Source organism: Frankia sp. BMG5.23 (assembly GCF_000685765.2).
Taxonomy (GTDB): Bacteria; Actinomycetota; Actinomycetes; order Frankiales; family Frankiaceae; genus Frankia; species Frankia casuarinae.
The window spans coordinates 63,593-88,308 of the sequence record NZ_JDWE01000018.1 but is presented as its reverse complement, the minus strand read 5'-3'; the positions used below and the strand labels follow the sequence as shown (position 1 = coordinate 88,308).

Here is a 24,716-nt window from a genome sequence, read left to right as displayed (position 1 = left end):
GAACGGATGCTCAGGTCCTCCCGAGCGGATGCTTATGGACCTTCCCTCGATGCCGGGACGTATTCCCGTCCCCGTTGCCGCCGGGTAGCTCGTGGCCCGTGGTGGATCTCTTGGCGCCTTGATGCAAAGAGTGAGGCATCGGCTACCGTAGCGTGCCAATGTCTCGACCATGACGACCCGAAGGACGCCTCATGTCCCATGCCGCTGACCCGTTTCGTCGGCGTCGCCGTGAGCCCGGTCTGTCCCGGCGCGGAATTCTCGGTCTCGCCGGTGCCGGTCTGGGTGGAGGGGCGGAGGCGCTGCTCGCCGCCGCGCCGAGCAGCGCGTCCGCTGGCCCGGCCGGGCCAGCGGACGCGGGGGCCCGACCCGGTGCGGAAGCGCGGGCCCTCTCGGCGCCGGGGACGCGTGTCGTGCTCGTGCCCCGGACCCTGGCCGCCGTGACGAGGGGAGCGGGGCCCGCGACGTCGGATTTCGACATCGGTTACGTGGCGGTCCGATGGACACGTGACGGGAACGATCGCGCGGCGGATGGCAGGGCCGGTTCCGGGGGTGCCGGCACGGGGACCGCCGGGACCGCCGATGCCGGCGGTGCCGTTTCTCGGGGCGCCGAGATCCGGCTGCGCCAGCCGGGGGGTGGGTTCGACGCATGGCGGCCGCTGGCGGTCGGCTGTCCGGCGGAGCGGGACGATTCGCCGGCCGGGGGGAGGAGCGCCGCCGTGCTGGTCGCCGCGCACCGCGCGACCGGCTACGAACTGTGGTTGCCACCCGGCGCGACGTCCGTGACGTCCACCGCCCTGAACACGACGTCGGGGCCGTTGCAGCGGTTGACGGCCCCCATTGTGTCCGCCTATGCCGCCCTTTCCGCGATCTCGGCTTCCCGCGCCGCCCTTTCCGCGCCTTCGGCTTCCCGCGCCGCCTGGTCGCCGGGGCTCTTCGCCGCGCCCAGGTCGTCGCCGCCGCCCCGGGTCGCGACCGCGTCCGGGGTGTCGGCGGTCCCCGCCGCGCCGGTCGCCCCCGTCCGGCTGCCGGCGACGCTTGACCTGCGCTACCTGCCCCGGGCCGCGTGGGGCGCGGACGAGTCGCTACGGCTGTCCCCCTCGTCCGGCAGCGGTTGGAAACCGACGTACCACCCGGGCCAGGTGGTCACGGTTCATCACACGGTGACGCCCAACGACGATCCGAACCCCGCCGCCACCGTGCGGGCGATCTACCACTTCCACACGGTCGAGCGGGGATGGTCGGACATCGGGTACCACCTCCTCATCGACGAGGCGGGCACGCTCTACGAGGGCCGGTGGTCGGGAACGGACAGCGTTCCCGGCCACCGGGAGGACGGCTACGTGGTGACGGGCGCGCATGTGGCGGACTTCAACGCCGGCAACGTCGGCGTCGCGCTGCTCGGTGACCTGCGGACGCGCATCCCCACCGCCGCCGCCCGTCGCACGCTCGTCCTGGTGCTGCTCGCGTTGACCGGAGCGCATCATCTCGACCCGCTCGGCACCGTCCACTACGTCAATCCGGTGAGTGGCAGGCGTCGTACCGTCCCGGCCGTCAGCGGGCACCGCGACTGGATGGCCACCGAATGTCCGGGCGGCACGGCCTACACCGCCCTGGCAGGTGTGCGGACGGACGTCGCCCGGCAGCTGATGTGAGGCTCACCGGCTGGTGCCCCGCCGGGCGACGGGGTGGGCCGTGGACGGATTCAGGGGCGCCAGCCGGCATAGACCGCGAACCTGCCGTGCTTGACGACGCAGTCGACCGGCGCGAATCCGGCGTCGGCCAGCCAGTCGAGCTGGTCGGCGAGCGGCGCGCACCGATCGAAGGACATCCGCCGCAACGCGGCCTCCCACTCGGCGTCGTCCGAACCCGCCGCCCGGGCCTGCCGTTCGTGCATGTCCTCGTACTGCCGGGTCAGGGCGGCGGTTGGGCCGTTGACCTGCTCGAGGTTGACGAACAGCCCACCCGGCCGCAGGACGTCGCGCACCCGGCGGAACAGGTCGCGCTTGCCGGGGTCGTCGAGGTGGTGGATGGCCAGCGCCGAGACGACCGCGTTGAACGGGCCGGGAGGCAGGGCGGATGCGAGGTCCGCGACGGTGACGGCCTCGACCGGGCCGCCGGACAGCCGCGCCTGGGCCTTGGCCAGCATCGGCGCGGCGCGGTCGAACAGGTGCAACCGGACGTCGGGGACGGCCGCGACGACCGCGGCGGCCAGCAGACCGGTGCCCGCGCCGAGGTCGAGCACCGCCGGTCGGGCGCCACCCTGGCGTGCCACCAGGTCGCCGACCGATCCGTACAGCAGGTCGAAGGAGGGGACGAGCCGGCGGCGCTCCCCGTCGTAGGTCCCGGGATCCCAGCTGGGTGTCTCATAATATGAGATAGGCATCTCATTCATTGAACAATCATACGATCGGGCCCGGCCGCGCAGCACCGCTTCCGGCGGGTCCGCACATCGTGCGTCACCCCGCAGGTCCGCCCCGTACTCCGCCCCTTGGGCCTCGTGGCGCCCTGTACGCCGGCGTTCGCTCCCGCTCGTCCCGCTGTCGGCGTCGATCTCGCCGACGGTGTTGCCTTCGGTACCTGAAACTCACAGGTACCTGAAAGTATGATGTTGTTCGCGTCATGTCTCGGGAGGCGTCACGTTCGGGAGGAGGGACGCTCGGGAGGAGGGACGCATGAAACGGGTGGCCGCGGTGAGCACAGCGACGGCGGTCGCCCATGTCCTGCGGGAGGAGATTCTCAGCCGGCAGGACGGCGACCTGTACCTTGGCCAGGAGAACGAGCTGCTGGCCCGGCTCGGCGTCAGCCGGCCGTCGCTGCGTCAGGCGGTGCGGCTGTTGCAGGCCGAGGGGATCCTCACCGTCCGCCGGGGTCATCACGGCGGTCTGTACGGACAGCGGCCGGACGCGGCCGGGGTCGCCCACATGGCGTCGGTCTTCCTGCGCACCCGTCGGGCCTCGTTCGCCGACCTCAGCGCGACCCACGCCCTCATCACCACAGAGTGCGCCCGGCTCGCCGCGCTCAATCCGGATCCGGCCGAGCGGGGTCGGCTGCTGACCTTCGTTGACGCCGACGCCGGTGGGGACGCCCGCGACCACGCCCGGGCCCGGGCGCAGTGGGGCGTGCTGCTCGCCGAGATCGCCCGCAGCCCCACCCTTCAGCTCTTCGAGGACGTGCTCGGTTCGCTGTCGCGGTATCCGACCTCGCGGCCGTTCCTGCTCGACCCCGACAGCGTCGCCCTGGCCTGGGAGCAGTGTCGGTGGATCGCGGAGGCGGTGCGGGACGGCGATGCCGACACCGCCGCCATGCTGTGCCGCGAGCACGAGGACGCGATGGCCCGCTACCTCCGCGACCAGCCGGATGATCTCCTCGGCTGGTGAGCCGTCCGGCCGGGTCCATGCCGCCACCCTCGCGCATCGTCTGCCCGGCGATAGTGGCCGGCTGGCCGGGCGCGCGGGGTGGGGCCCCGTGCCTCAGACCGTGAACGTCCTGGTGATGGCCTGCTCGGTCTGCTGGAACGAGCCGTTGGAGTCGTGCACCGCCGTCTTGAGCGCCAGGATGTCCTCGGTCAGCTCGCCGGCCGCCGTCGACCACGTGGTCCGCAGCGGGGCGTACGCCTGCTGCTCCGTGCTGCGCCAGCTCAACGCCGCCGACCTGACGGCGGCGTTGGGGTGTCCGTAGGCGGATGAGCCGCGGGCCCCGGCGCCGCCGGGGTCCACGGGCCGCCTCGGTCCACGGGTCGGGTTCAGTCCAGCAGGCCGCTCTGCCGGGCGGCGTGCACGGCTGCCGTACGGTTACGGACCCCCATCTTGCGCATGATGCTGCGCATGTAGGTCTTCACGGTCTCGGCGCGGATCGTGAGGTGCTCCGCCGCCTCGACGTTGGAGCAGCCGGTGGCCACGAGGGTCAGCACCTCCATCTCCCGCAGGGTGAGGCGGAAGGGCGGCGGCTTCGGCGGGCCGGGCGTGACGACCGGTTCGTTGCGCAGCAGGGAGTAGATGTGCAGGATCTGCCGCCGGAGATGGGGGGCCGTCATCTGGGCGCTCAGCTCCAGTAGCTCGATCTGGGCCAAACGGACCCGCTCCCGCTGCGTGCGAGAGTCGGGCGGCTGTCCATCGGCGACGAATGGTCCCGGTGCGTGGTCAAAGCCGGCGGGGGTCATCGTCCGGTGCAGGCGCACCTGCATCGGGATCGAATCCGATGCCACTGGGCCCATTATGCTCCTCTCCCTATCCACGTCGATAACCCGGCTACCTCCGGCTGGGCGCCCCCGGCCAATCAGGCGCGTACCGGTGTATTCATGAAGGGGTGGTCGGTCCCGGGATCAGCCGTACACCACCTTTGTGCGATGCCTTCCATGATCCGATCGCGGGTGAAGTGGACACACCGCCACGTCGGCTCCGCTCCAGGCTGGCCGTCCGTCTTCGTCGGATGGCCGCTGCCGGCTACATCGAAAAGGTTATCTCCTTGCCCCGGCCGGTCGTCAATGGTGTCGCTCCCATGGGTGAGAACATACTGCTCCCCCCAGTCGGAAGGTTCGAGGGTAGTCTTGAATGCTACCCCGAAAGGGGCTCCTTCGGGTGCGTCATGTCACGTCGCCGCACCAAGGTCCCCCTCGGTTTGAGGGGGTGCGAAGGAGATTCCTGGAGGTCGGCGGAAACCCGCACGTCAGCGGGTTGATGGTGGGCAGCGGAAACGGCCTCGGGAGTTATCCGATGAGCCGGCTGGGTTAATAGATGGGACGGCGGCGGATGATGTGCGCGGATGCACGGGAATCCGCGCGGGTGGACGGTAGGAATAGGCCAGGCTGGCCATGGCGGCCGCGGTCACACCCGGTCGGAGCCACCCGGTCGGAACCACCCGGTCGGAGTTACCCGATCGGAGCCACATCCGGCTGGAGCCACCCGGTCGGAGCTACCCGACCCGACCCGAGCCCGCCGGCCCGCGTCGGCCCGCCGCCCCCTCGATCATGCGCGCAGCCGTGTACCGAGATCGCGAGGACGTCAAGGTCGAGGAGGTCCCCGAACCGGGGTGCCGGCCGGGGCACGTCAAACTTCGCGTCGCCCACAACGGGATCTGTGGCAGCGACCTGCACGAGCACTACGCCGGCCCCATCCTCTTCCACGCCGAGCCGCATCCGCTGACCGGCCTGTCGATCCCCCTCGTCCTGGGACACGAGCTAGGCGGCACCGTGGTCGACGTGGGCGATGGTGTCGGCTCGGTCGCCGTGGGCGACCGGGCGGCGCGCGGTGACGCTACCAGGCAGTCGGTGGTGATCGACGATGGTCTCGTGATGCGCTGAAACGCGGGTTTCCGCTCGAGCCGGCGGGTCAGGAGTGGATGACGGCCCGGCCGGTCATCGACTCGGGCAGGATCCGTACCCAGTGCGGATGCTCGATGCGGTCCGCCCAGGGCTTGAGTCCCGTCTGCTCAAGCCTGGCCAGCGTGCCCGGGTCGGTGACGGACACGGCCTTCCCATTGATCAGGACGCTCCAGCCGCTGCGGGACGCCGGATCGCGCCCGTCGACCTCGAAACCAACCGCGTCCTCCTCGATCGCGGCGGTCAGCTTCGAGCCCACGGCCGTCCGGAAGGCCACCGCCTCCCCGTCCATCACGTAGTTCACCGGCAGCACGAGGACCTCCCCATCCGCCCGGAACGCCACCCGGCCGAGCTGCTCGTTCCCGAGCAGCCACAGGCAGGTTGCGGGGGACAGCACCCCGCCACCGGCATGGTCGAAGGCGAACGCCACCCTGATGCTGGTCCCGCTGGTCTGGGTCGGTGTCTGCGTCGTGGGCATGGCCAGCTCGGTCCGATCGGTCGGTGAAGCCACGGTGACGAGCGCCGGCGCGCCCGCGTTCGGCGGGGTCATCGCGTCATCCCCCTCGTTCTGGGTAGTCGACGTACCTCCACTTCTGGACGGTAGTCGGACGGGGCGACCGCGGGCAGGGCCGGTCGTCGCGCCGGCGCGGGTCGTCCGACCGGGGGATGGCCTGCCGGTGGTCCGCACCGGTCCGCGGGGAAGGCGTTCGCCGGCCGGCCGGGACGGTGGTTACGCGGCCGGGCGGTGGTCACGCGGCCGGCTCGATGTCCGGTATCCGCGCGGCGCGGAACGTCACCTCACGCCGCAGCCGGAACCCGAGCGACTCGTAGAGCCGGATCGCGTTCGTGTTGGTCGCCGCGGCGTGCAGGAACGGTGTCTCCCCGCGGGCCCGGATGCCCGCGGCGACCGCGTGGACGAGCCGGGTCGCGAGGCCCTGGCCCCGGTGGTCCGCGTCCGTGCAGACGGCGCTGATCTCGGTCCAGCCGGGCGGGTGCAGCCGTTCCCCGGCCATCGCCACCAGCGTGCCGTCCCGCCGGATGCCGAGGTACGTGCCGAGCTCGATTGTGCGAGGCAGGAACGGCCCGGGTTTGGTGCGTTCGGCCAGCGCGAGCATCTCCGGCACGTCCGCGGTCCCCAGCCGCACGGCCTCCTCGTCCGGGAGCGCGTCGACCCCCTCGTCTACGAGCTGCGCGCCGTCGAAGATCGCATCCCCCCAGCCGGGCGGCGGGGAAGCGTCGATGCCGGTGAACGGCGCGATCGCGCCCGGGCCGAGCAGCGCCGCGACGTTGCGCCAGGTGCTCTCGTCGGGCACGTCCGGCAGGGCGACGAACGGTGACACGCCGACCGGGTAGCGCAGCACGTCACCGACCCGCTCGGCGAAATGCGCGTGCGGACCCAGGAGGGAGGAACGGACGGGGTTGTTCAGCACATGCTGGCCGGTCGCGTGCCGCCCGGGCTCCGGCCGGTCGGGTCCCGGCCGGTCGGGTCCCGGCCGCCCGGGGGCGTGCCGCCCGGGGGCGTGCTGTCGGGGAACGGCAAGCTCGGTCACGCGGCGACCTTGATCACGATCTTGCCGCGGGCGTGGCCGTTCTCCACCGCGCGCAGCGCCGCCGGGGCCTGGTCCAGCGGGAAGGTCGCGGTCACGAGCGGGTCCAGCGCGTCGTCCACGACCAGCTGGGCGACCGCGTCGAGCACGCGGCTGTCCCGGGCCCGCTGGACCGTCGTCCCGCCGTACCGGTCGCTCGCCCCAGACAAGGCCGTGACGAGCTTCGACCGGTCCGCGAGGACCTCGACGACGTCGTCCAGCGTCTCGCCCCCGACGAGATCGTAGATTCCGTCGACCCCCCGGGACGCGGCGGCCCGCACCCGGTCCGCGACATCGGGGCCCGGCTCGACGTGCGCCACGCCGAGGGCCTCGACGAAGTCCTTCTTGCCGGCGCTCGCGGTGCCGACGACCGTCAGGCCCGCATGCCGGGCGATCTGCGCGGCGGCCACTCCCACGCCGCCACCCACACCGATGATCAGCAGGGTGGCGCCGGGCGGCAGGGCCAGCTGGTGCACGCCGTCGTAGGCGGTCGCCGCCGCGACCGGAAGCGTCGCCGCGGCCACGAAGGACACCGCGGCCGGCTTGCGCGCGCTCTCCCTGGCGGTCAGCACCGTGTACTCGGCGTAGCCACCGCCCGGCGCGCTGCCGAACACCTCGTCGCCGACGGCGAATCCGTTGACGTCCGGGCCCACCTGCGTCACCACGCCGGAGGCCTCCACTCCGAGCACGACCGGAAACACGGCCGGCGGGGCGGCCGGCAGCCGCAGGCCGCCCCGCAGCTTCCAGTCCACGGGGTTGACCCCGGCGGCGCGTACCGCGATCGTGAGCTGACCCGGCCCGGCCACCGGGATCGGGAGGTCAGCGAACGCCTCCACCTCCGGACCGCCGTGGTCGTTGTAGACGTAAGCCTTCGGCACCACAACCACCGTTCCCTTCGCCGTTTCCCTGGCCGTCCCGCCGCGGCTGTCCCACCGCGTCGAGACCTCCGCGATGTCCGCGATGTCCGCGGCAGGCGTCAACGCCGACCGCGATCACCTACAACACCGGGGCGGGCCGTCACCTTCCGGCGGTGGCCGGCACCGGGACGGCGGCGGCCACCGCCGAGGTCAGGCCGATAGTCGAATTCTGGTTCTGTTCGACGTCGAAGAAGGGCCGAAGAAGATCGAAGAAGGCTGGGGGAGAGGCCGGGGGAGGCCGGGAAAGGCCGGGGTGACCTGGGAGGCCGAGAAAGGCCTGGACAGGTGCGAACCCGGCCGACTCACGTCCGGCGCAGCCACTGCTCGGTGAGTAACTCGTAGGACCGCACCTGCTCGGCGGGGGTGACCTGGCGGGGCCGGTTCTGCGCTCACGGCCACGACCCCGCCGGTGGCTACCGGCACCGAGCCTGCCCTACAGCCGACCCGGTGACTCCCATAAGCCTGCTAACTCCCTCCAGGTAGGGCCAGCGGAGTTAGCCGGCGAGGAGCTGGCGGGCCATGACGATGCGCTGGATCTGGTTGGTACCTTCGTAGATCTGGGTGATCTTGGCGTCCCGCATGAGCCGTTCGGCGGGGAAGTCCTGGGTGTAGCCGTAGCCGCCGAGTAGCTGTACGGCGTCGGTGGTCACCTGCATGGCGGTGTCCGACGCCAGACACTTGGCGGCGGCGCCGAAGAACGTGAGGTCGGCGTCCCCCCGCTCGGACTTGGCGGCGGCGACATACACCATCTGGCGCGCGGCCTCCAGCGCCATGGCCATGTCGGCAAGCATGAACTGGATCCCCTGGAAGTCCGCGATGCGCTTGCCGAACTGCTTGCGCTCCTTGACGTAGTTCAGGGCGAGGTCGAGTGCGCCCTGGGCGATGCCGATGGCTTGTGCACCGATGGTCACCCGAGTGTGGTCGAGAGTACGCAGCGCCAGCCGGAGGCCGTGACCGAGCTCGCCGATGAGACGATCCTCGGGAATTCGGCAGTCGTCGAAGAGCAGCTCGCGGGTCGGAGAGCCCTTGATGCCCAGCTTCTTCTCCGGGCTGCCGACGGAGAAGCCCGGGTCGGAGCTCTCCACGATGAAAGCGCTGATGTTGGCGCCGCGTCGGCCGTCGGGGTCGGTGACGGCGAGCACGGTGTAGTACTCGGAGATCCCCGCGTTGGTGATCCAGGACTTCTGCCCGGAGAGCACCCAGTGGTCGCCGTCGCGGACGGCGCGGGTCTTCATCGCAGCGGTGTCGGAGCCGGCCTCACGTTCGGAGAGGCCGTAGGAGAAGGCGGCCTCGCCGCGGGCCAGCGGTGGGAGGTATCGCTGTTTCAGGTCGTCGGTGCCGCCGAGGATGAGCGGGAGGCTGCCGAGCTTGTTCACGGCGGGGATCAGCGAGGAGGACGCGCAGACGCGGGCGACCTCCTCGATGACGATGCAGGTGGCGAGCGCGTCGGCGCCGACGCCGTCGTATTCGACAGGGACGTGGGGCGCGTGGAAGTCGGAGGCCACCAGCGCGTCGTAGGCCTCCTGCGGGAACCGGCTGTGGGCGTCGACGTCGGCGGCGTACGGCGCGATCTTGTCGTAGGCCAGGGTGCGCACGGCGTCGCGCAACTCGAGGTGCTCGTCGCTGAGTCGGTACAGGTCGAAGTCGGTGGCGGTCATGGGTTCCTCGCTCACTAGGTCGCTTGCCAGGGCGCTCAGTAGGTGCAGAAGAGTTACTAAGGCGCTCAGTAGGTGTAGGGCGCTCAGTAGGTGTAGAAGCCGCGGCCGGTCTTGCGACCCAGCAGGCCGGCGTCGACCATGCGGGCCAGCAGCGGCGGCGGCGCATAGAGGGGTTCCTTGAACTCCTCGTACAGCGACTCGGCCACTGCCTTGGTGGTGTCCAGCCCGATCAGGTCAGCCAGCGCCAGCGGTCCTTGCGGGTGGGCGGCACCACGGACCAGTCCCTGGTCGATGTCCTCGGCCGTGGCGAACCCGGACTCCAGCATCCGGATCGCCGAGAGCACGAACGGGATCAGCAGGGCGTTGACCACGAAGCCCGCCCGGTCCTGGCAGTCGATGGCGTGCTTGCCCAGATCGTCCTGCACGAACGCCCGCGCCCGCTCGGTCGTCTCCGGGTCGGTCAGCAGGCTCGGCACCAGTTCGACCAGGGACAGCACCGGGACCGGGTTGAAGAAGTGGATACCCAGGACATGGGTGGGCCGTTCGGTGGCCACGGCGAGCTTCATGATCGGAATGGAGGAGGTGTTGGAGGCCAGCACCGCGTCCGGGTCCTTGACGACCTCGTCGAGTCGCTTGAACAGCGTGGACTTGGCGGTCTCGTCCTCGACGATCGCCTCCACCACGAGGCCGCGGTCGGCCAGGGCCTCGATGTCCTCGACGACCTGGATGCGTTCGAGTACTTCCGCGGCGCTGGCCACCTTGCCGCGGCTCTCCGCGCGGGACAGTGATGTCTCCAGGCGCTGCCGTCCCGCGGTCACGGCGGGCGTGGTCATCTCCACGACGACCACGTCCTTGCCGGCACGGGCGCAGACCTCGGCGATCCCGGCACCCATCAGGCCACAGCCGACGATACCGACCTTGTTGATGGCGTTCACCTGGCTCCTCCTCCACGGTGTTGGTACGCAGTATCATAGTTGTGGAACTACGTACCACCAAGTAATTTCGGTGCCGTGGAGCAGCAGCCGGCCCGCTTGGCCAAGGACAGGCTCGTCGCGGCGGCGTTCGAGCTCTTCGAGGAGCGTGGCTTCGAGGGCACGACGGTCGACGACATCGCGCAACGCGCGGGCGTCGGTCGGACGACGTTCTTCCGGATCTACCGGTCCAAGGAGGACGTGATCTTTCCCGAGCACGACGTGCTGCTCGGCCACATCGAAGCCCGGCTTGCGACCGCCGCTCCAGAGACCCGCGGGCTCGCTCTCGCGGAGGCCGCCCGCATAGTGCTGCAGCACTACCTCGCCGAGGGCGAGCTCGCCCGCGCCCGCTACCGCCTGACCAGCACCGTCCCTACACTGCGCGCCCGCGAGGTGGCCGGCATCCGGCAGTATCAGCGCCTGTTCGCCAGGTTCCTGCGCGACTGGATGGGCAACGCGCCCGACGGCGCCCTGCGTGCCGAGTTGGTGTCCGCGGCCATCGTCACCGCCCACAACCATGTGCTCCGACGCTGGCTCCGAGGCGAGACCACCTCCCCCGGCGAGGAGTTCAACCGTGCGATGGAGGTGGCGCTCGAGCATCTCGAAACACCTGCTGAAGCCGGGACAGCCGTTGTCATATTCCGCACCTCCGCCGGCGTGGACGCCGTGGTCACCCGGCTGCGTCGGGCACTTGAAGAGGAACAGCGGCGCCCCTTGAGCTAGCGAGGGTGTCTGAAAGGGATGCCGGCGGACCTACTTCGCGGTACTGGTCACGGAAGGGGACGCCCCGGACCGCGCCGGGGAACGGTGGCGATCGACCGAAGGGCAGGATGGGCACACGGTCCGGGGCGGACACCGCCCGCCCGGCTGCTCTGCTCGTTGCCCCGCTCGGTCCGTTACCCTGCTACCCCATCCGAAGCTGGAGATCGTCTTGTCCCACCCCGAGGAAGCGGTGATTCTCATCGTCCCGGCGTCCCGGCGGCTACCATGATCGGACGCGAACCCTTCCGCGGCGCGGTCCTCGATGCGGTGCTGGAACGGATCACCTATGCCAACGAGGAGACCGGCTACACGGTCGCGCGGGTTGACACCGGGCGCGGCGGTGACCTGGTGACCGTCGTCGGGGCGTTGCTCGGCGCGCAGCCGGGGGAGTCGCTACGGATGCGGGGGCGATGGGGTTCGCACCCGCAGTACGGCCGCCAGTTCCAGGTCGAGGATTACACGACCGTGCTGCCGGCGACCGTCCAGGGCGTGCAGCGCTATCTCGGCTCGGGCCTTATCAAGGGCATCGGTCCGCGCCTGGCCGAACGCATCGTCGAGCATTTCGGGGTCGCGGCGCTGGACGTCATCGAAAAGGAGCCGGAACGACTCATCGAGGTGCCGAAGCTCGGCCCGAAGCGTACCAGGGCGATCGCCGAGGCGTGGGAGGAACAGAAGGCCATCAAGGAGGTGATGGTCTTTCTTCAGGGGGTGGGTGTGTCCACCTCGCTGGCGGTGCGGATCTACAAACAGTACGGGGACGCGTCGATCGGTGTGGTGCGCAATGAGCCCTACCGGCTGGCCACGGACGTCTGGGGCATCGGGTTCCGCACCGCGGACACCATCGCGAAGGCGGTGGGGATTCCGCATGACAGTCCGCAGCGGATCAAGGCTGGCCTGCTGTTCACGCTGTCCGAGGCCACCGACGGCGGTGGCCACTGCTTTCTGCCCGAGCCCCGGCTCATCAGCGACGCCGTGCAGATTCTCCAGGTCGACACCGGTGACGTCATCGAGTGCCTGGGGGAGCTGGTCGCCGAGGACGGGGTCGTCCGGGAGGAGGTTCCAAGCGAGGATCCGGCGACGCCGACGGCCGCGATCTACCTGGTGCCGTTCCACCGGGCCGAGATATCCGTTGCCGGCCAGTTGCGCCGCCTGCTGAATACCGGCGCGGACCGGTTGGCCGCCTTCGCCTCGGTGGACTGGGACCGGGCGTTGGGCTGGCTGCGGGAGCGGACCGGGGTCGAGCTCGCGCCGGCCCAGCGCGATGCGGTGCAGCTTGCCCTGACGTCCAGGGTCGCCGTGCTGACGGGCGGACCGGGCTGCGGCAAGAGTTTCACCGTCCGCTCCATCGTGACGCTCGCACTGGCCCGGCAGGCGAAGGTGATCCTCGCCGCGCCGACCGGCCGGGCCGCGAAGCGGCTGACCGAGCTGACCGGGCACGAGGCATCGACGGTGCACCGGCTGCTGGAGCTGCGGCCGGGCGGTGACGCCGCCTTCGACCGGGACCGCCCGCTCGACGCCGACCTGATCGTCGTTGACGAGGCGTCGATGGTCGACCTGCTACTGGCGAACAAGCTTGCCAAGGCGGTTCCGCCCGGCGCGCATCTGCTGCTGGTCGGCGACGTCGACCAGCTGCCGTCGGTCGGTGCCGGCCAGGTGCTACGCGACCTGCTCGCCGAGGGGACGCCGATCCCGCATGTCCGGCTCACCCAGGTCTTCCGAGCGGCGACCGAGTCCGGGGTGGTGACCAACGCGCACCGCATCAACCGTGGTGACTATCCGCTGGTCCGGGGACTGCCCGACTTCTTCTTGTTCGCCGCCGAGGAGGCGGAGGAGGCGGCGAAAATCACCGCGGAGGTGGTCGCCCGGCGGATTCCGGCGAAGTTCGGGCTTGATCCGCGCCGGGACGTGCAGGTACTGACCCCGATGCACCGCGGCCCGGCGGGGGCCGGCGCGCTGAACACCCTGCTGCAGGAGGCCCTGACGCCGTCCCGCCCGAACGTGGCCGAGCGGCGCTTTGGCAGCCGGACGTTCCGGGTCGGCGACAAGGTTACGCAGGTGCGCAACAACTACGACAAGGGCGCGAGCGGGGTCTTCAACGGCACTCTCGGCGTGGTCACCGCGCTGGATGTGGAGAACCAGACGCTCACCATCCGGACCGACGAGGACGAGGACATCGACTACGACTTCGGGGAGCTCGACGAGCTGACCCACGCCTACGCGGTGACGATCCACCGCTCCCAGGGCAGTGAGTACCCCGCGGTCGTCATCCCGCTCACCACCAGCGCCTGGATGATGCTGCAACGCAATCTGCTCTACACGGCCGTCACCCGGGCGAAGAAGCTGGTCGTGCTGGTGGGATCCCGCCGGGCGATCGGCCAGGCGGTGCGGGCCGCCGGTCACGGCCAGCGGCACACCGCGCTCGACCACCGGCTGCGTAGCGGGTGACTGGTGAACACCACCTACCATCGGCTCGTAACGGTAACGGCGACACGGTCAGCTCGACGCCGCCACGCCCAGGCTCACGCTGGTTGCCGCGGCTATGACCACTGCCTCCGCTTCCGCGATGACCTTCTTGACGATCGGGGCGACCGGCGTCAGGTCGGTCGCCGTCCGGATCCGCTCCTTCGCGTGCCCGCGGGACGCGCGCTCGGGTGCCACCACCTCGAGTAGACGGGCCGGGCCCGCGAGCGCGAGCAGGAGAAGTTCCTCGGCGAGCAGCATCGTCGTCTCCTCATTCGTCGGCGTTCGTGCCCCGGACCCTTACCTGGTCCGGGGACGGGGGCGCCCGGTCGGCCGGCTGGCAATCCCCGGTCGCGAAGCCGACGCCCACAACGGCGTATATCGGCCTCCGGCCGCTATGAACCATGTCACATCTACCGCTGACGTTAGATAGAGGCGCTACCTTCGTGCGGTGACGACTTCCGACACCGCCGCCGGCACCCTGTCGCTTGAGGCCGACGAGGTCCTGGCCCGGCCCGGTCCGGACAACTACAAGTGGATCGCGCTGTCGAACGCGACCATTGGCATCCTGATGGTGACGATCAACAGTTCGATTCTTCTCATCGCCCTTCCGGACATCTTCCGGGGAATCGAGATAGACCCGCTCGCACCGGAGAACACCTCGTACTTCCTCTGGATCCTGATGGGATTCCTGCTGGTCACCTCGGTGCTCGTGGTGAGTCTGGGGCGGGTCGGCGACATGTTCGGCCGGGTGCGGATGTACAACCTCGGCTTCGCGATCTTCACGCTGTTCTCGATCCTGCTCGCCGTCACCTGGATGCATGGCACGGCAGCCGCCTGGTGGATCATCATCATGCGGGTGCTGCAGGGCGTGGGCGGTGCCTTCCTCTTCGCCAACTCCAGCGCGATCATCACTGACGCCTTCCCGGAGGACGAACGCGGGCTCGCCCTGGGGGTCAACGGCGTCGCGGCGATCGTCGGATCATTTCTGGGGCTGTTGATCGGCGGTCTGCTGGCGCCGGTCGAATGGCATCTGGTCTTTCTTGTCTCGGTGCCGTTCGGCATCTTCGGGACGGTCTGGGCCTACCTGAAGCTGCGCGACAACGGGGCGCGCACCCAGGCCCGGATCGACTGGGCCGGCAACATCACGTTCGCGGTCGGCCTCATCGCGATCCTGACCGGCATCGTCTACGGGCTGCAGCCCTATGGCGGTCACACGATGGGCTGGACCAAGCCGTTCGTGCTGAGCTGCCTGTTCGGTGGTCTCGCGGTGCTGATCGGCTTCGTCGTCATCGAGCTGCGCTCCGCCGACCCGATGTTCCGCCTGGACCTGTTCCGGAGCCGGACCTTCACCATGGGCAGCATCGCGGCTCTGCTCGGCGCGCTCGCCCGTGGTGGTCTGCAGTTCATGTTGATTATCTGGTTGCAGGGGATCTGGTTGCCGCTGCATGGCTACAGCTTTGAGAAGACCCCGCTGTGGGCCGGCATCTACCTGATTCCGGTGACCGTCGGATTCCTGGTGGCGGGGCCGCTGGCCGGCCGGTTCGCGGACCGCTACGGTGCGCGTCCGTTCGCCACCCTGGGACTGGTGATCACGGCGGTGGCGTTCCTGCTGTTCGACGCCATTCCCATCGACTTCGACTATCCGTGGTTCGCGCTGATCCTGTTGCTGATGGGCCTGTCCATGGGCCTGTTCGCGGGGCCGAACACCAGCAGCGTGATGAACACCCTGCCGCCCAACCAGCGCGGTGCCGGTGCCGGCATGCTCAACACGTTCCAGAACTCGGCCAGCGTGCTGTCCATCGGTGTTTTCTTCACCATCATCGCGCTCGGGCTGGCCGCCAGCCTTCCGGACGCCATGTACTCCGGGCTTGTCGGGCAGGGCGTCTCCCCGGCGAAGGCGCACGAGCTGGCGAACCTGCCGCCGATCGGCAGCCTGTTCGCCGCGTTCCTCGGGTACAACCCCACCGAGCGACTGCTCGGCCCGGACACCCTGTCGCAGCTCGACCCGGCGAAGGCCGACTTCCTCACCGGGCACACCTTCTTCCCGAACCTTATCTCCGGGCCGTTCGGTGACGGTCTGCGCCTCGCCTTCGCCTTCGCCGCCGTCGCCTGCCTGGTCGCCGCGGGCTTCTCCTGGCTGCGCGGGAAGCAGCGGCCGCACGTGCGCCGTCCGCTGCTCGAAGAGACGGCCGAGGGGCTGGCCGGCGCGGGCGACATCGCGGCGATGGAGGACGGTGCCGGGAGCGCTCTTCCGAGCAGCCCCCTGGCCGCCGAGCGATAGGCCGCGGGCTAGGCCGAGCGTGAGAAAGGCCCTGACGTCGATGATCAGAGCCACCGATGGCGCCGTGCGGGCCGATGGCGCCGTGCGGGCCGATGGCGCCGTGCGGAACAATTGCCTGGTGCGGGACGGCGACGCGGCCAAGAGCCCGGTCAAGAGCGCAGCCAAGAGCGCGGTCAAGGATGCGGCTCGTGACCTGCGCGGGATCGGTCAGGCCGCGCAGGAACTGGGCGTCTCGGTGCGGGCCCTGCGGTATTACCAGGAGGTGGGGCTGCTCACCCCGTCCGGGCGCACCCTGGGCGGGAACCGGCTGTACGCGGATTCCGACCTCGCCCGGGTGCGGCGCATCCGCGAGCTGCAGACGCTGCTCGGCTTCAACCTGGACGAGATCCGCACGATCCTCGCCTACGAGGATCGTCTCGCCCAGGTCCGGCAGGAGTACCACGCGGCGTCCGACGACGCGGACCGCATCCGGCTGCTGACCGAGGGCACGTCGGCCTACCGGAGGCTCCGCGTCGAGATTGACGAGAAAATCAGCCGGCTGGTGGCCTTCCGTGACGAGATCGACGAACGGATCGAGCGGGCGGACCGGCTGGCCAAGGGGGTCGCCGACAGCTCTCAGTGATCATCCGATCGTCGGGTTGGGCCGGCGTGCCGGGTCGGTCCGGGAACCTCGACCGCCAGGAGCGCCACATCGTCGTTCAGCGTCGATCGCGTCCAGTCCCGGACCCGGTCGGCGAGATCGGTCAGCGCCTCGTCGAGTGACGTGTGGGCGAACGCGGCCTCGGCCGCGGGCAGCAGGGGGAAGAAGGCGTCGGTCGTGGGGGCGCGTGCCTCGGTGATGCCGTCGGTATAGAACAGCAGGCGATCCCCCGCCCGCAGCACGGTGTCCGTCACGTTGCTCCCGTCCGTGATCAGCCCGAGCGGTGGCAGCCTGGACGAGACAGTGAGCAGATCCGCCTGCCCGGCACGAACGAGAACGGGATCGGGATGTCCCGCGTTCGCCAGCGTCAGACGACTGCCGTCGACCTGCCCGACGACCGCGGTGACGAAGTCGTCCAGGCAGCTGGCATCGGCGACCTCCGCGTCGAGGTTCGCCAGCAGATCGCGCAGGTCGCCCGTGCGTCGACTCATCAGCCGGAAGCAGCTGAGCACCCGGCTCGCGATCCGCACGGCGTCGAGCCCCTTGCCCCGTACGTCACCAATGAGCAGGCGGGTTCCCCACGGGCTGTCGACGACCTCGTACAGATCCCCACCGATCATGGCCTCCACGGTGGCACTCTCGTAGCGGACGGCGAACCGCAGCCCGCCGGACGACGACGGGACGGGACTGAGGATCGTCTGCTGCGCCACCTCGGCCACCCGAGTGACGTTCTGCAGCTTCGTCTCGCGTCGGATGTTGTATCGGCTGACCAGGACGGCCATCACTCCGCCGGCCGTGACCCCGACCAGCCGGACCACCTGGGCCGTCGGGCCACCGCCGCTCCGGCCGAACAGGTCATCGTGCAGACCCAGCAGGATGCCCGCCAGGACCGCCGCCACCCCGTAGCCTGCGGTCAGCCGGGGTCCGGCGAACGTGGCCGCGAGCATGGGGCTCAGAATCGCGAGTCCGATCACGTTCCATTTCTGATTGCTCAGTTGCAGTCCGACCACCAGGGCGAGTATGAGCATCGGGGTGATCGGGGCGAACCAGCGCAGCACCCTCAGCACCCCAGTACCGCGGCACCCTCAGCACCCCGGGAGATCCGCCCGGGGATCTCGCCTTGGCCAGGCCGCATGGGTGTCTGTCTACCCGCGAGCGGTCCGGACCGAACCCGCCGGAGCCTGCTTCCAGGGGGCCTCACCAGCCAGCATGGACGCGCTGACCCGGCGGCGGGCCCGGCCGCCGAGACCTCGATCGCGCGCCTCGCCGAGCAGCTCGCGGCGCTGTGAACCCGTTCAGCGGGGTGCCATCCGGATGGCACCGTCGAGGCGGATGGTCTCGCCGTTGAGCATGGGGTTCGCGATGATCTGGGTCGCGAGCAGGCCGTACTCGTCGGGGGAGCCCAGGCGCGAGGGGTGCGGGACCTGCTGGCCGAGAGAGACGCGAGCCGGCTCCGGCAGCGAGGCGAGCAGCGGGGTGTCGAACAGGCCGGGGGCGATGGTCACCACGCGGATCTTCAGACTGGCGAGGTCGCGGGCGATCGGCAGCGTCATGCCGACGATGCCGCCCTTGGACGCCGAGTAGGCGGCCTGCCCGATCTGGCCCTCGAACGCCGCCACGGACGCGGTGTTGATGATGACGCCACGCTCGCCGTCGATCTCCTCGGTCCTGCTGATCCGCTCGGCCGCGAGTCGGATGACGTTGAACGAGCCGATCAGGTTGACCTTGACGACCCGCTCGAAGATGGCCAGTGGGAACGGCCCTTCCTTGCTCAGCGTCTTGGCGGCGTTGCTGATGCCGGCGCAGTTGACGGCGATGCGCAGCGGGCCCAGCTCGGCAGCCACGTCCAGGGCTGCCGTCACGTCCTGCTCGGAGGTGACGTCGCCGGGGCTGAATCGCACCGAACTGCCGAACTTCTCCGCGACCGCCGCGCCGTTCGAGGACGGGAGGTCGAGGAGGACCACGCTGGCACCAGCGTCGATGAGCCGGGTGGCGGTGGCAAGGCCGAGGCCGGAAGCCCCGCCGGTCACCACGGCGACTGAATCCGTGATCTGCACGTGAGTTCCTCTCCGGGAGGGACATCGGCCGGAGGCGCGGCCTTGGCTGTGCGGGGTGGAGCTGGGGGAACGAGCCGGCCGTCCCCCGACCGGCGACCAGGGGAGGCGGCCATCCGTGCACACCCCGGAAGACGTGCACACCCCGGAAGAGTAGTGCAAGCCGCGCGGGCGGACAGCGCTCCCGTGGGCCGCCAGCTCCACGCTGCCCACCGGTTGGCGCGGATTGGGACCGGGCCGGTGGGACCAGGAGGATCAGTAGGTGCAGGTGGGCGGGCCCGGCGAGGGCGCTCCCGGCGGCGCCGGTCCGGCGGCGGGTCCGGCCGCCGCCGGTGCGGGCGCAGGCGCGGTCCCACCGGCCGTCACGCTCGGCGTCACCACCGCGGTGAAGCCGGAGCCCAGGACGAGCTGGACACCGGTGATGCTCGCATCGGCGAGCAGGACCGAGCCGGGCACCGCCGCGGCGACGGTGTTCGCCTCGGCCTCCTGCCCGGGGGCGTAGAGCACCCGGGAGGTCTCGTGGGTGAGGACCGAGGCGTTGCCGGCGTTGCGGGCGTGGAAGCCCTTGGCAGTCAGCTGCTCGGTGACCTTGGAGGCGAGTCCGGCCCGCGACGAGCCGTTGTAGACGGCGACCCGGACCTGGGAGGGCGCGGCGGCGGCGCCGGGAGCGAGCGCCGGACCGGTCCCCCCGCTCCCGGCGTCGGTGGTAGAACTCGCGCCCTCGGCCTTGCCACCCATCGGCGCGACGATGCGCTGCAGGTCGTCCGGCCGGTAGAGCTGCACGGAGGCCGGGACTCCGTGCAGGCGGATGTTGCCGTTGTCGTCGATCGCCCCCTCGGCACGGGTCGGCGCGTGGACGGGCACGGTCTGCATCTGGAGGCCCCCGGTGGCCAGCCCGCGGACTCGGGTGCCGAGGCTGCGCAGGTCGGCGATGCTGGTGTGGTTGTCGAGGGTGAGCGCGCTCGCTGCCGCCGATACCAGCTTCTGGGCCTTGATCGGGTTCGTCAGGGTGTCGTCTGCCATGATCTTGTGGAACATCGAGCCGATGAACTGCTGCTGCCGGCGGATGCGGTCGAAGTCGCCGTCCGGCAGGCCGTGGCGTTGGCGAACGAAGGCCAGGGCCTGGTCGCCGCCGAGCTGGATCGTCCCGGGCCCACCGACGAATCCGCTCATCGGGTCGTTGGTGTTCGTGCTCATCCGCCACCGCCCGCGGTCGTCCTGGTAGCGGCTCGGTTTCGCGTCCGACGGCTTGATGCAGACCTGGACACCGCCGATGGCATCGGTGATCTCCTTGAAACCCTCCAGGTCCATCGAGATGTAGTGGTCGACCTGCAGGCCGGTCAGGCTCTGCACCGTCTGCACCAACAGCGACGGGCCGCCTACGGAGATCGCGGCGTTGAACTTGTCGTGCCAGGCCTTGTGACGTTTGCCGGCCCCGTCGGTGTACTCGGGGATCAGCACATACATGTCGCGGGGGAAGGAGACCATGGTGGTGGTCCCATCCTTCGTCAGGTGCGCGAGGATCGTCGTGTCGGAGCGCTGGCCCGGCGCGTCTCCGTACTTACCGTTGGTACCGGCGCGGCTGTCGGTCCCGACCAGCAGGTAGTTCGCGGTCCCCACCCCGCCGGAGTCGCCGCCCGAACCGAGGCCGAGGTCGACCCGGTTGACCTTGCCGTCGACATAGAAGTACGCGGCCCAGCCCCCCACCGTGGCCACGAACACGAGGCAGGACACGCAGGCCAGGAAGACCCGCAACCCGCGACGCCTAGCCGACCGTCCGCCGCGTGCCGACCCGGATCCCGACCGGCCGGACCCCGATCCCCGCGGGTCGAGCCGGGGTGGAAGCACCCGCGCGTGGTCGGCGGCGTCGTTCTGCGGGTGCGGTGCGGTCACTTCCCGCCTCTCCTCGAGCGGTCCGGCGAGCAGGGTCCGGCATGGCACGGAAAGTAACACGAATGGTTTCATGCTCCCTGATGAGGGGTTCAGCCGAGTTTGGCCATATCCGGGTGAGCGGCGGCGGCTTCACCGGCTTCACCGGCGGCGGACGACGATCACATAGTCCGGTCGGGTCCCGCCATCGCCGCCTGGATGTTTTCGGCGGCCGCGTCGAACAGGCGGTGTGCCAGCTCCGACAACGCGCGCGCGGCGGCCACCTCGTCCCCGATCTCGGGAACGTCGGACTCCCCGGGGTGCAGCCGGGCCTGCCCCGTCCCATGTAGATCGTCGCGGGCGCTGCCGTGCAGGGCCGCATCCGCCTGGGTACGGCCGTGCTGCTCCGTCAGGGAGATCTGCACGGTCCAGGTTCTTGTGGTGGTCATCTCGGCCTCCGTCCGACGAGTTCTCCTCGGATGAGTTCTTCCTGGTTGTCACGTGCCCGCGTGGTCCCCGGTGACACGGGGGGGTGACACGGGGGGGGTGACACGGTGCCCGGCCCGGGCACCGGCCGGGCCGGGCACCCACAGGTGGCGTATGGCCCGTTCATCGGCGCGCTTAATGTTGGGCATCCTCCGCCTTCCGGTATTGCCGGGATTCACCGTCCCGGCAACGGGAAGGCGTGGGGCGCCGCGCCGGTTGGTCCAGGAGGAACCGGTCCCTGGGAGGGACTGGTCCGAACGCGAGAACGGGAGGCGAGTGGATGACGGCCGAGGCACGAGGGCGGATTCGGCTCGAACAGGGCCGCGGGCGGGTGCGGACGTATCTGGGCGGCCAGCTGGTCGCGGATCCGTCGGCCGGCGGGATCCGCGGACGGGTCAGCTAGTCGGCACCGACCAGCGCAGCTGGGTGCCGCCGTCGGGGCCCGGGCCGAGTTCGAAGGTCCCGCCGAGATCCCGCGCCCGGGCCCGCATGTTCGCCAGCCCGCTGCGGCGGGTGGTAGGGCCGATGCCGACCCCGTCGTCCACCACGTCGACGGTGACGGCGCCGCTCGCGGCGGTCACGGTCACCTCGACACTGCTCGCCTTGGCATGCCGGGCGGCGTTGGACAGCGCCTCGCGCACGACCGCGATCAGATGGTCGCCGACGGTAGAGCCGATCATCGTGTCCACCGGTCCGTCCAGCCGGACCCGCGGGGTGAAGCCGAACGCGCCGGTCATGTCGTCGATGACGCCCAGGATCTGCGCCCGCAGGCCGCTGCCCGTCGCCGGTGCCGCCCGGCCCCGCAGCTCGAAGATGGTGTGGCGGATCTCCCGTACCGTCTCGTCGAGATCCTCCACGTAGGTGTTCATCCGTTCCGCCCGGGTGGGCCGCTCCTCGCTGGCCGCGAGGCCCTGCAGGCCCATCGCCACCGCGAACAGGCGTTGCATCACGTGGTCGTGCAGGTCGCGGGCGATCCGGTCGCGGTCCTCCAGCAGGGACAGCCGGCCGCGTGCGGCCCGGGAGCGGGCGAGTTCCAGCGCGAGCGCGACGTGCGCGGCGAACGCGGCCGCCAGCTCCAGGTCCGCGTCTGTGAACAGGTCACCGCCCCGGCGCCGGGCGAGGATCAGCGCCCCGGACGTGACATGTGACGTGATCAGCGGAACGATCATCGTTGGCCCGATGTCGAGGTCGTGGACCTCGGATTCGGCCAGTTCACGGACGTCGGCGACGACCAGCGGCGCATGGTCGCATACCGCGCGGCCGGCCAGCGAGCTCTCTATCGGTACCCGTCGGCCCCGCAGCAGGTCCGCGTCCTGCCCGGCGGCGACGTCGAAGGACAGCTCGGTCGCCGTCTCCGACCCGAGGGCCAGCGCCGTCGTGTCCGCGCGGGCGACGTCGCGGGCCCGCTGGACGATCAGCTCCAGCGGGTCGTCGCCGTCTGCGAGCAGATGCCGGGTGATGTCGGCGGATGCCTGCGACCACTGCTGGCGATGCTGGGCCTCCCCGAACAGCCGGGCGTTGTCGATCGCCACACCGGCGTTCGCGGCCAGCGCGAGCGCCAGCTCCTCGTCCTCCGCGGTGAACACCCGACCGCCGCGTTTCTCAGTGAGGTAGAGATTGCCGAAGACCTCGTTGCGGACCCGGATCGGCACCCCGAGGAAGGCCCGCATCGGTGGATGGCCCGGGGGGAAACCGACCGCCTGGAGGTGGTCGGCGATGTCGTCGAGGCGCACCGGCCGCGGTTCCGCGATGAGCAGGCCCAGCACGCCGTCTCCCCGGGGCAGCCGCCCTATCGTCTCGACGAGTCCCGGGTCCATCCCGACGTGCACGAACTGTTCGAGCCGACCGTCGCGGGAGATTACCCCGAGCGCGCCGTAGCGGGCGTCAACCAGCTCGCACGCGGACTCGACGATGCGCCGTAGCACCACGTCGAGACTGAGGTCGGCGGTGACCATCCGGTTGGCCCGCAGCAGGCCGTGCAGCCGGCTTTGAGTGGCCAGAACGTCCTGGGCCCGGTCCACCAGCTGGGCGAGAAGCTCGTCGAGCTCGAGCCGAGCGACCGCGGGAAAGATCAGCTCTCCCGGCGGTCCCGGAGACGGCGCGGTGCCGGCCAGATCGGAGGTCCCTTCGTCCGCGGAGGCGAGGTCCCGTTCGGACTCCATGTTCTCAAGACGATAACCGACCGGGCCTGGGCCGGCATGATCCGCGGGATGAGGCGATGACCATTCTTCGCTGGCCGCGCACCGGTACGCCACCATGCGGGTATGGATATCGTCAGCGAGGCGGAGTTCGGTCGCCGCATCGAGACCCATCTCGCCGCGGGTTCCGGTGTGGGCGGTGGAGCCGGTCCTCGTGGAGCCGGAGCCGGTACGGGGGTAGCCGGTCCTGGCCGATGGCGGTCGGCCACGCCGCGGGTCGTGGCGGCGGGGAACTTCGCCACCCCGCTCGTCGCGTTGCGTGTGATCGACGCGGTGGTGAGTGAATACCGCCTCTTTATGATCAACGCTCAGGGTGGCGTGCCGGAACGCGGCGGCGTGACGCCGGAGACCGCGTTCGTCGGCCCGGCGATGCGCAACGTGCCCGGCCTCGACTACCTGCCCAACCGGCTCAGCCTCGTGCCTCGCCTGCTCGCGACCACCCACCGGCCCGACGTCGTCGTGTTGCACACCAGCGTGCCCGACGGGGGGAAGGTCTCGCTCGGCACCGAAGTCAACATCCTGCCGGCCGCGGTCGAGGCGGCCCGCGCGCACGGGGGACTGGTGGTCGCCCAGCTCAACCCGGCGATGCCCTACACCTTCGGCGACGGTGAACTGAGCATCGATGACGTCGACCTCGCCGTGGAGGTGGAGCAGCCGCTCGCCAGCCCCGCGGTCACGCCCGTCGACGACGTCCGCGGGCAGATCGGCGAGCGGGTCGCCGCGCTCGTCGAGGACGGGGCGACCCTGCAGCTCGGCATCGGCGGTGTCCCGAACGCCACGCTGTCGGCCCTCGTCGACCGGCGGGATCTGCGCGTGTGGACCGAGACCTTCTCCGATGGCATGCTCGCGCTCGAAGCCTCCGGCGCGCTGGCCGCCGGGACACCGCTGCGGACCTCGTTCCTGTTCGGGTCGGCCGAGCTCTACTCGTGGGCGCACCGCAATCCGCGGCTGCTGCTGGTGCGCACCGAAATCGTGAACGACCCGGGGGTCATCGCCCGGCAGCCGCGGATGACCTCGATCAACACCGCGCTGCAGGTGGATCTGTATGCGCAGGCGAACGCGTCCTGGATCCGCAACCGCATCTACTCCGGCTTCGGTGGGCAGTCCGACTTCGTCGTCGGCGCGCTGCACGCGGCCGACGGCAAGGCGATCATCGCCCTGCCGAGCCGGCATGCCCGGTCGGGGGATTCCTGTGTGCTGCCGCGGCTCACCAGCCCGGTCACCAGTTTCCAGCACAGCTACGTCGTGTCCGAGAACGGGACCGCGGCCGTGTGGGGGCGCGGCCAGCACGAACAGACCGCCCGACTCATCGACCACGTCGCCCACCCCGACGCCCGAGCCGGCCTGACGGAGGCGGCCGGGTCGCTGGGACTGCTCGCCGGCCGCGCATCGTCAACCGTCTGATCCGGGACCGTCTGATCCGATGATCGTCTGATTCGGTAAGCTGACCAGAAAGCCGAGGAACGCACGACAAGTCACCGGGTGGTCCGCCGCCAGGAGCGGCTTTGCGTCAA

22 protein-coding genes are annotated in these 24,716 nt (G+C 70.5%); 8 read left to right on the top strand and 14 right to left on the bottom strand.

What is annotated here, in order from left to right; all coding sequences use genetic code 11:
- Window positions 1-191 precede the first annotated feature (191 nt).
- The gene (locus BMG523DRAFT_RS10905; RefSeq protein WP_011435978.1) at window positions 192-1,652 is read left to right on the top strand and encodes an N-acetylmuramoyl-L-alanine amidase; all 1,461 of its coding nucleotides are present in this window, start codon (window positions 192-194) and stop codon (window positions 1,650-1,652) included.
- Window positions 1,653-1,702: 50 nt separating this feature from the next.
- Here BMG523DRAFT_RS10905 and BMG523DRAFT_RS10900 read toward each other — a convergent pair whose 3' ends face one another.
- Window positions 1,703-2,392, bottom strand: coding sequence for a trans-aconitate 2-methyltransferase (locus BMG523DRAFT_RS10900; RefSeq protein ID WP_011435979.1), 690 nt, complete (start codon window positions 2,390-2,392; stop codon window positions 1,703-1,705).
- A gap of 280 nt (window positions 2,393-2,672) precedes the next feature.
- On the opposite strand from BMG523DRAFT_RS10900, the gene BMG523DRAFT_RS10895 reads away from it, so the two are divergent.
- On the top strand, window positions 2,673-3,377 hold the full coding sequence (locus BMG523DRAFT_RS10895) for a FadR/GntR family transcriptional regulator (RefSeq protein ID WP_011435980.1): 705 nt from the start codon (window positions 2,673-2,675) through the stop codon (window positions 3,375-3,377).
- 93 nt (window positions 3,378-3,470) lie between these two features.
- Here BMG523DRAFT_RS10895 and BMG523DRAFT_RS10890 read toward each other — a convergent pair whose 3' ends face one another.
- Together BMG523DRAFT_RS10890 and BMG523DRAFT_RS10885 are read right to left on the bottom strand one after the other, a co-directional pair.
- Window positions 3,471-3,716, bottom strand: coding sequence for a hypothetical protein (locus tag BMG523DRAFT_RS10890; protein WP_011435981.1), 246 nt, complete (start codon window positions 3,714-3,716; stop codon window positions 3,471-3,473).
- 26 nt (window positions 3,717-3,742) lie between these two features.
- Complete coding sequence (locus BMG523DRAFT_RS10885) at window positions 3,743-4,213, bottom strand: response regulator transcription factor (RefSeq protein ID WP_011435982.1); 471 nt, start codon at window positions 4,211-4,213, stop codon at window positions 3,743-3,745.
- Window positions 4,214-4,978: 765 nt separating this feature from the next.
- Between BMG523DRAFT_RS10885 and BMG523DRAFT_RS10880 the strand changes: the two genes are divergently transcribed.
- A complete protein-coding gene (locus BMG523DRAFT_RS10880; RefSeq protein ID WP_035730374.1) occupies window positions 4,979-5,299 on the top strand; it encodes an alcohol dehydrogenase catalytic domain-containing protein in 321 nt (106 codons plus the stop codon).
- A 28-nt stretch (window positions 5,300-5,327) separates the two neighbouring features.
- Here BMG523DRAFT_RS10880 and BMG523DRAFT_RS10875 read toward each other — a convergent pair whose 3' ends face one another.
- The 5 genes from BMG523DRAFT_RS10875 to BMG523DRAFT_RS10855 all read right to left on the bottom strand — a co-directional run bounded on the left by BMG523DRAFT_RS10875 (window position 5,328) and on the right by BMG523DRAFT_RS10855 (window position 10,404).
- Window positions 5,328-5,867, bottom strand: a complete 540-nt coding sequence (locus BMG523DRAFT_RS10875; protein ID WP_011435984.1) for a pyridoxamine 5'-phosphate oxidase family protein — start codon at window positions 5,865-5,867, stop codon at window positions 5,328-5,330.
- A gap of 199 nt (window positions 5,868-6,066) precedes the next feature.
- On the bottom strand, window positions 6,067-6,747 hold the full coding sequence (locus tag BMG523DRAFT_RS10870; RefSeq protein WP_051623828.1) for a GNAT family N-acetyltransferase: 681 nt from the start codon (window positions 6,745-6,747) through the stop codon (window positions 6,067-6,069).
- A 116-nt stretch (window positions 6,748-6,863) separates the two neighbouring features.
- Window positions 6,864-7,781, bottom strand: coding sequence for an NADP-dependent oxidoreductase (locus tag BMG523DRAFT_RS10865; protein WP_035730472.1), 918 nt, complete (start codon window positions 7,779-7,781; stop codon window positions 6,864-6,866).
- 533 nt (window positions 7,782-8,314) lie between these two features.
- On the bottom strand, window positions 8,315-9,478 hold the full coding sequence (locus BMG523DRAFT_RS10860) for an acyl-CoA dehydrogenase family protein (protein WP_011435988.1): 1,164 nt from the start codon (window positions 9,476-9,478) through the stop codon (window positions 8,315-8,317).
- A gap of 83 nt (window positions 9,479-9,561) precedes the next feature.
- Window positions 9,562-10,404, bottom strand: coding sequence for a 3-hydroxybutyryl-CoA dehydrogenase (locus BMG523DRAFT_RS10855; RefSeq protein ID WP_035909043.1), 843 nt, complete (start codon window positions 10,402-10,404; stop codon window positions 9,562-9,564).
- An 84-nt stretch (window positions 10,405-10,488) separates the two neighbouring features.
- Here BMG523DRAFT_RS10855 and BMG523DRAFT_RS10850 point away from each other — a divergent pair, with 84 nt between their 5' ends.
- Entirely contained in the window at window positions 10,489-11,172 is a 684-nt protein-coding gene (locus BMG523DRAFT_RS10850; RefSeq protein WP_011435990.1) for a TetR family transcriptional regulator, read from the top strand.
- A 264-nt stretch (window positions 11,173-11,436) separates the two neighbouring features.
- On the top strand, window positions 11,437-13,656 hold the full coding sequence (locus BMG523DRAFT_RS10845) for an ATP-dependent RecD-like DNA helicase (protein ID WP_011435991.1): 2,220 nt from the start codon (window positions 11,437-11,439) through the stop codon (window positions 13,654-13,656).
- Window positions 13,657-13,704: 48 nt separating this feature from the next.
- Here the strand turns inward: BMG523DRAFT_RS10845 and BMG523DRAFT_RS10840 are convergent, their stop codons facing one another.
- Window positions 13,705-13,932 carry a hypothetical protein gene (locus BMG523DRAFT_RS10840; protein WP_011435992.1) on the bottom strand — a complete coding sequence of 76 codons (228 nt, stop codon included), beginning with the start codon at window positions 13,930-13,932 and terminating at the stop codon, window positions 13,705-13,707.
- Window positions 13,933-14,122: 190 nt separating this feature from the next.
- On the opposite strand from BMG523DRAFT_RS10840, the gene BMG523DRAFT_RS10835 reads away from it, so the two are divergent.
- Both BMG523DRAFT_RS10835 and BMG523DRAFT_RS10830 read left to right on the top strand, forming a co-directional pair.
- Complete coding sequence (locus BMG523DRAFT_RS10835; RefSeq protein ID WP_043591054.1) at window positions 14,123-15,955, top strand: MFS transporter; 1,833 nt, start codon at window positions 14,123-14,125, stop codon at window positions 15,953-15,955.
- Between the two features lie 40 nt (window positions 15,956-15,995).
- Window positions 15,996-16,577, top strand: coding sequence for a MerR family transcriptional regulator (locus BMG523DRAFT_RS10830; RefSeq protein WP_051623823.1), 582 nt, complete (start codon window positions 15,996-15,998; stop codon window positions 16,575-16,577).
- Here BMG523DRAFT_RS10830 and BMG523DRAFT_RS10825 read toward each other — a convergent pair.
- The 5 genes from BMG523DRAFT_RS10825 to BMG523DRAFT_RS10805 form a co-directional block, all read right to left on the bottom strand.
- Window positions 16,571-17,653 carry a PP2C family protein-serine/threonine phosphatase gene (locus BMG523DRAFT_RS10825; RefSeq protein ID WP_043591066.1) on the bottom strand — a complete coding sequence of 361 codons (1,083 nt, stop codon included), beginning with the start codon at window positions 17,651-17,653 and terminating at the stop codon, window positions 16,571-16,573. The two genes, BMG523DRAFT_RS10830 and BMG523DRAFT_RS10825, sit on opposite strands and share 7 nt — an antisense overlap.
- Before the next feature lie 237 nt (window positions 17,654-17,890).
- Complete coding sequence (locus BMG523DRAFT_RS10820) at window positions 17,891-18,652, bottom strand: 3-hydroxyacyl-CoA dehydrogenase (protein WP_011435996.1); 762 nt, start codon at window positions 18,650-18,652, stop codon at window positions 17,891-17,893.
- A 252-nt stretch (window positions 18,653-18,904) separates the two neighbouring features.
- Window positions 18,905-20,542 (bottom strand): LCP family protein, encoded by a 1,638-nt coding sequence (locus BMG523DRAFT_RS10815; protein WP_011435997.1) that lies wholly within the window; start codon window positions 20,540-20,542, stop codon window positions 18,905-18,907.
- A 158-nt stretch (window positions 20,543-20,700) separates the two neighbouring features.
- On the bottom strand, window positions 20,701-20,967 hold the full coding sequence (locus BMG523DRAFT_RS10810; protein ID WP_011435998.1) for a DUF1876 domain-containing protein: 267 nt from the start codon (window positions 20,965-20,967) through the stop codon (window positions 20,701-20,703).
- Between the two features lie 432 nt (window positions 20,968-21,399).
- Window positions 21,400-23,166, bottom strand: a complete 1,767-nt coding sequence (locus BMG523DRAFT_RS10805) for a GAF domain-containing protein (RefSeq protein ID WP_011435999.1) — start codon at window positions 23,164-23,166, stop codon at window positions 21,400-21,402.
- A 102-nt stretch (window positions 23,167-23,268) separates the two neighbouring features.
- Here BMG523DRAFT_RS10805 and BMG523DRAFT_RS10800 point away from each other — a divergent pair, with 102 nt between their 5' ends.
- Window positions 23,269-24,606, top strand: coding sequence for an acetyl-CoA hydrolase/transferase family protein (locus tag BMG523DRAFT_RS10800; RefSeq protein ID WP_011436000.1), 1,338 nt, complete (start codon window positions 23,269-23,271; stop codon window positions 24,604-24,606).
- Window positions 24,607-24,716 lie beyond the last annotated feature (110 nt).